General features: G+C 52.6%; 4 protein-coding genes and 3 pseudogenes. All 7 read left to right on the top strand.

Annotated elements, in window-relative coordinates; genetic code table 11:
* Positions 1-286 (top strand): annotated as a pseudogene (locus AWU74_RS12605) (flavodoxin family protein); the annotation flags it as partial.
* The gene (locus tag AWU74_RS03275) at positions 286-921 is read left to right on the top strand and encodes a hypothetical protein (protein ID WP_059368981.1); all 636 of its coding nucleotides are present in this window, start codon (positions 286-288) and stop codon (positions 919-921) included. The pseudogene AWU74_RS12605 and the gene AWU74_RS03275, both read left to right, overlap by 1 nt.
* A gap of 69 nt (positions 922-990) precedes the next feature.
* Positions 991-1,233 (top strand): annotated as a pseudogene (locus AWU74_RS13735) (DUF7669 domain-containing protein); the annotation flags it as partial.
* Positions 1,234-1,380: 147 nt separating this feature from the next.
* A pseudogene (locus tag AWU74_RS03270) lies at positions 1,381-2,781 on the top strand (lyase family protein); the annotation flags it as partial.
* A gap of 332 nt (positions 2,782-3,113) precedes the next feature.
* Entirely contained in the window at positions 3,114-3,983 is an 870-nt protein-coding gene (locus AWU74_RS03265; protein WP_059368982.1) for a nucleotide-binding protein, read from the top strand.
* 6 nt (positions 3,984-3,989) lie between these two features.
* Positions 3,990-5,426, top strand: coding sequence for a nitrogenase component 1 (locus tag AWU74_RS03260; protein WP_059368983.1), 1,437 nt, complete (start codon positions 3,990-3,992; stop codon positions 5,424-5,426).
* On the top strand, positions 5,426-5,943 hold a 518-nt coding region (locus AWU74_RS03255), incomplete at its 3' end, for a nitrogenase component 1 (protein WP_306700947.1). The genes AWU74_RS03260 and AWU74_RS03255, both read left to right, overlap by 1 nt.

The raw sequence follows: 5,943 nt of genomic DNA, 5'->3' as shown, positions 1-5,943 counted from the left end.
TATCAGCAAATGCGTGTACGGGAGTTATAGTCCTTTTATACGGAATGTTTGGGGTAGAAGCATACCGTATCTGCTGCCTTATTTTGTCACGGCAAATCATGAAACGCACCATAAACAGCGATATAAAAACCAATTCAGTAAAAATGTTTATTTTTATGGCACCAGCACCGAAGCGGAACGGGAAATGGCGGAACGGCTCGTAAAAGCAAATTCCATAAGTTACAACGAAAAGAATACGCGCGTATATTTTTTCAATAGCTTTGAAGAAATTGAAGGGGAAATATAATGAATATCGCCTTGCTGAACGGCAGCCCTAAATCTGCGCACAAAAGCAATACCGGAATTTTGCTCGGTTTTTTGCGTACAAAATTAAACGCAGGCAATACCGTCAGCGAATATGGAAGTACATTATATGAAGAGCAGTTAGCGGAATTAGCCGATATGGACGCAATTGTCACTGCTTTTCCGCTTTATGTGGACGCGATACCGTCTCATTTGCTCCGCACAATGGTTCAACTAGACGAACACATTCAAAAGAATCCCCTAAAACACGGGATATATGTGTATGCGCTTGCCAATAATGGCTTTTACGAAGGGAAGCAAAATGAAATTGCATTACAGATTATAAAAAACTGGTGCAGCCATACGGGATTTATTTACGGGCAGGGCATTGGACAGGGAGCCGGAGAAATGCTGCCATTTATTAGTAATGTTCCTTTAGGACACGGACCGCATAAAAACCTAAGGAATGCTTTAGCCGTTTTAAACAACAATATACAAAACAGACAAAAGGGAGACGATATATTGTTTAGTCCTAATTTCCCCTATATCGACTGGCGCTTTATGGCAACCAATGTTTTCTGGAACGCGGAGGCTAAAAAGAATGGATTGCGGAAAAAGGATATTGTTAAAAGGTTGTAGCGTCGTCCGCGGTGCGGCGCTTCGCAAGCAGGCGCAACGTCTGACAGAGCAGCAAGAAAAGGAATTCGCATGAACGTAAAAATATATGAAAAATCGGTGGACGGCTTGTTTAAAGAATATTGCGGCGCGCTGCCTGCGGACAGCATAATTACGCGGAAAGGAATCGCGGCGTGGTTCGCGGCAAACTACCCAAAAACAAAGCGTTCCACCATAGCGAATCGCTTAGCAAAGTTTTCCGTGAACGCGTACAGCAGGAAGCACTATCATGTTCATGAAGACGGGAGCGACGATTTGCTTTTTCAAATAGACAAACATACGTTCCGTTTCTACGATAAAACAAAAGACCCGCCGCCGATATATGCGGGGGAAAACTCCCCAAGCCGTGATTCGCTGGTCGGTGAAAAAGATACGGGTAATCCGCGCCGCCGCGCCGCCGCGCCGCCGCATGCGGGCGGCACGATGAGCCGCGACATTTTCCTGAACATATCCCCGCTCGACCACCGGTATTCGGTGTCGGAAGCCGCCGTGTTTGAATCCCTTTCGGCGTATATTTCCGAACGCGCCGCCGTCCGCTATTGCGCCCGCGCCGAAATCGCGCTTATCAAAGCGCACCTCGCGCTGCGGAACCAGCTCACCGCTCCGCTCAGGACGGCGCTCGACCGAGCCGCCAACGCGGTTGACCCCGACGCGGTATACGCGGAGGAAGAGAAAACCAAGCACAATATCCGCGCGCTCGTGAATGTGCTGAAGCAAATCGTGCCGGCAGGAACGGCGCACCTCGTGCATTTGGGCGCGACGAGCGTGGATATCCTCGACACCGCGCTTTCAATGCGGGTGCGCGACTGCGTGCGGCGGGTGATTCTCCCCTTGCTGAACGGGCTGGAACAAAATCTGTGCGCCATAGCCCTCCGCGAAGCCGAGACGCCGCAAGTCGGGCGCACGCACGGGCAGCACGCCGTCCCTATCACCTTCGGCTTTGCCGTTGCCGAATATGTGAGCCGCCTCGGAAAGTCGATTCTCGAAATTGAGCGGCGCGCGGGCGAACTGAAGGGCAAACTCGCCGGTCCCGTCGGCGCGTATAACGGCACCGCAATGCTCGTCCGCGACCCGGAGGAATTGGAGAAGCGGTATCTGGCATATCTCGGCTTGAAACCGTCCGAGCACTCGACGCAGTTGGTCGAGCCGGAATACCTGCTCCGCCTTTTGCTTGAGCTGAATGTCGCGTTCGGCGTCATAGCCAACCTCGCGGACGATTTGCGCAACCTTCAGCGCTCGGAAATCGGCGAAGTGTTCGAGCAATTCGGCTCGGAACAGGTGGGGTCGTCCACAATGCCGCAGAAACGCAACCCGTGGAACAGCGAGCACGTCAAATCCCTGTGGAAGGCGTTCGCGCCGCACGTCATAACGTTTTTCATGGACCAGATTTCGGAGCACCAGCGCGACTTGAGCAATTCGGCGAGCGGGCGTTTCGTCGCCGACTATCTGGCGGGATTTTCGTTCGCCGTCGAGCGCATGAAGAGCATTACCGCCGATTTGCGCGCCGACCGCGAAGGCATGACGTGGAACCTGAACAACGCGGGCGGCAAAGTGAAAGGCGGCGTGCTCGCCGAACCGGCGTATCTCCTGCTTTCGGAAGCGGGCATAGCCGACGCGCACGAGCTTATCCGCAAAATTACGCTGGAAGCCGAGCGAACGGGCGGCAGCTTCTTTGACGCGCTTTCGGCGCACGCCGACACGTTTGCCCTAATCACCGCGCAGCTTGAAAAGCTCGGCGTCAGCGACCCCGCGTCGTTCTTCGCCTGCCCCGAACGCTACCGCGGACTCGCGGCGGAAAAAGCAAAGCGCCTCGCCGAAAAATACGGGAACATATTCGCCGAGCGAGAGGGCATATCAAGTAAACGCTTGCGGCAAAGATACGGCCGAAGATGTGTGAATATGAATCTTTGAAAAACAAGTGACTTCCGCTATTGGCAACGCCGGACAACCATAATGCGGGACTTGCTGCCTGCAACCCAAGCCGCGCAAGCTGCAACGGCGCGCGCGAAACCCTGCATGCCGTCTTGACACACATAATCCTTACTGATACGGTAGGGATTATACAGCATGTTTCCTGACGATTTGTCCCTGCCTGAACGGGGACTGAAGCCGTATCGTCCGGCAGGCGGGAAAACGTAAGAACGAAGGAAAGTAAAATGATGCAGCATGGGAAACATATTGCCATTTACGGCAAAGGCGGCATAGGCAAGTCCACCACCACGTCCAATATCAGCGCGGCGCTCGCTGACGCGGGATACAAGGTGATACAAATCGGCTGCGACCCGAAAAGCGATTCGACCAACACGTTGCGCGGCAACACGTATCTGCCCACGGTGCTGGACAGTCTGCGCGGCGGAAGCAAGGTGCGTTTGTCCGACATATCGGCGCGCGGTTTCAAAGGCGTGCTCTGCATTGAGTCGGGCGGACCGGTTCCCGGTGTAGGCTGCGCGGGGCGCGGCATAAACGCGGCGGTGAATCTTTTGCAGGAGTTAAAGCTGTTTGAAGAGTTTGAGCCGGATTTTGTGCTGTACGACGTGCTCGGCGACGTTGTGTGCGGCGGTTTTGCCGTGCCCATACGCGACGGCATAACTGACCGCGCGTATGTCGTCAGTTCGTCCGACTTTATGGCTATATACGCCGCCAACAATCTGTTCAAAGCTATCAGCAAATACGCGCCCACCGGCGGCGCGAGGCTGGGCGGCATTATCGGTAACGGACTTTCGGCGGGCTATTCAAAAAACATTATCAACGACTTTGCCCAGAAAACAGGCACGAAAGCGGTGGCATACGTCCCGCGTTCGCTGGTCGTGTCGCAAAGCGAACTGTACGGCAAAACGGTGCTTGAGACGAATCCCGCGTCGGAACACGCCGCTATGTACCGCAGTCTCGCAAAATATATTGCCGAAACAGACGATTTGTCTGTGCCAAATCCGCTCGATGTGACGGAACTGCGCGACTGGGCGCGAAACTGGGGAGACAATATTTATCTGCAAGCTGAAAGCACGCCGAACGACGGGGCATTGTGAGGCAAAATGCCGATATTCGCTGAAAAGAATGTGCCGTCGAGGGAAAAGCGCTGCTCGGCGCTGTCAGCCTATCAGGGGACGATACGGTCGCTGTTGGACGAATTTGCTGCGGCAGAAGGGCAGCAAAATATCCGTACTTTTACTCAGGCAAACCCCGACGACATTTTGGCAGCTTTGTCGCTGCTTTGTACAATACGAGATGCGGTAGTTGTTGTTCACGGCGCTATTGGCTGCGGAGCGGCTTGTCTGGATTTGTGCCGTGGAAATTCCAGCACTTGGTACAGCACCGCGCTTGACGAAAAAGACACGATACTTGGCGGAGATGCCAAACTCCGCGATACGATTACGCGCGCATATCACGAACAGCACCCGAAAGTGATTTTCATTGTGAGTACTCCTGTCGTCGCTATTAATAACGACGATATTAATTCTGCGATTTTTGAGCTAGAGGGTGAACTTGACTGTAAAATCATTTCCGTTGTAACCGACGGGTTTAAGTCTAAAACGGCGGTAAACGGCATAGACGTGGCGCTGCACAGTATCGGCAAACACCTCATAGGCGTTGGACTAGAGTCCAGAGATTGCATAGACGCAGGGTTAAAGGTTGGGGAATTCATCAATCTGATTGCGGTAGACGAAAACCGCCGCAGCGTTGATTCGCTTGTCTCCCTGTTGCGGTTGATACTGCCGGATAAATTCGGCGTCAACGTTATCCCGAAATTCGCCGATAGCGCGCAAATAGTCTGCGCCGGTTCTGCAAGGGCGAATATCGCTATAAACGATTCACAGTCAGATGTGTTCCTGAAAGGGCTTGAAGAAAAAACAGGCGTTGTATCGCTGAGAAGCCGGACACCTATCGGTATCAAGGCAACCTCCGAATGGCTCTTGTCTGTCGGCACTTTGCTTGGGTGGAAAGATATTGCGCAGCGTGTGGCAGAGGCACAATGCGAGCAGTTCGCCGAACTGTTTACAAAAAAACCAATGGCAGAGAAAAGTGTTTTTATCGCCTTGCCTGTGGAAGAAGCCGCTGAGACCGCTCTTTTTTTGGCAGAGCTCGGCGCGGACGTAATGGGTATATCAGTCGATTCGGCGGACGATACCAACAGTGAGTCCTTCTCCCGCCTGCCTGTCGACACGCCAGTATATGTTGGAAACGGACAGCCTTTTGAACTTGCCAATGTTTTTAGAAAAAAATGTCCCTTTTTTTTCATTACAGGGCACAAAAATATCGCGTGGGCAGCTGAGGCAGGGGCATTCCCCGTATCGGTGGAAAAACAAACACGTTACGGATATGAAGGCGCGGCAGAATTGTTGCGAAGTTTGCGGCGCACAGAAACACGCCCTGTATTTGCTGGTACACTTCATGCTGCCCCGCGCTGTTTATATAAAGACACGTGGTTTAAACGCAGCGCAAATTGGTACGTGAAGCGAGAGGTAACATAATGAATGGCGTTGAAAAACCTCGGTTAGGCTGCACTCTTCACGGAGCCTTGCAGACTGTTACACAAATCGAAGGGGTAATCCCGATTGTACATTCCACCTCAGGCTGTGCTATTCAGCAGTTCTATGCCGCACGAGCGGGCGGCGGGGTAAGTCCCTATTTGTCCGGTTCGGAAATACCAGCTTCCAATATCTACGAAAAACAGGTCATTTTCGGAGGCGCTTCCCGTTTGCGAGAACAAATGAAAAACACCACAAAGGTATTTGAAGGCAAACTGTATCTTGTGCTTGCGGGCTGTGAATCCGAAATGGTCGGGGACGACGTTTCCGCCATGACGGCCGAACTCGCCGAGCAAGGGGTGCCCGTTATCTATTACGAAAGCGCAGGCTTTAAGGGGAATACCTACGACGGGTATGAGGGAGTGATAGACGCGATGTTCACTCAGTTACCTCAGATAATCAAGGTCTCCGCCTCGACAGACGAAAGATTAATTAATATCCTTGGAATTATCCCCGGTCA

The organism is Treponema endosymbiont of Eucomonympha sp. (genome assembly GCF_001028545.1).
Note: the sequence above shows the minus strand (reverse complement) of the source record. Positions and strands in the feature narration are given on the sequence as shown.

Excerpts from the sequence above, each read along its gene's own strand:
- AWU74_RS03260 (WP_059368983.1), top strand. The coding sequence starts at position 3,990 with ATGCCGATATTCGCTGAAAAGAATGTGCCGTCGAGGGAAAAGCGCTGC.
- AWU74_RS03265 (WP_059368982.1), top strand. The coding sequence starts at position 3,114 with ATGATGCAGCATGGGAAACATATTGCCATTTACGGCAAAGGCGGCATA.
- AWU74_RS03275 (WP_059368981.1), top strand. The coding sequence starts at position 286 with ATGAATATCGCCTTGCTGAACGGCAGCCCTAAATCTGCGCACAAAAGC.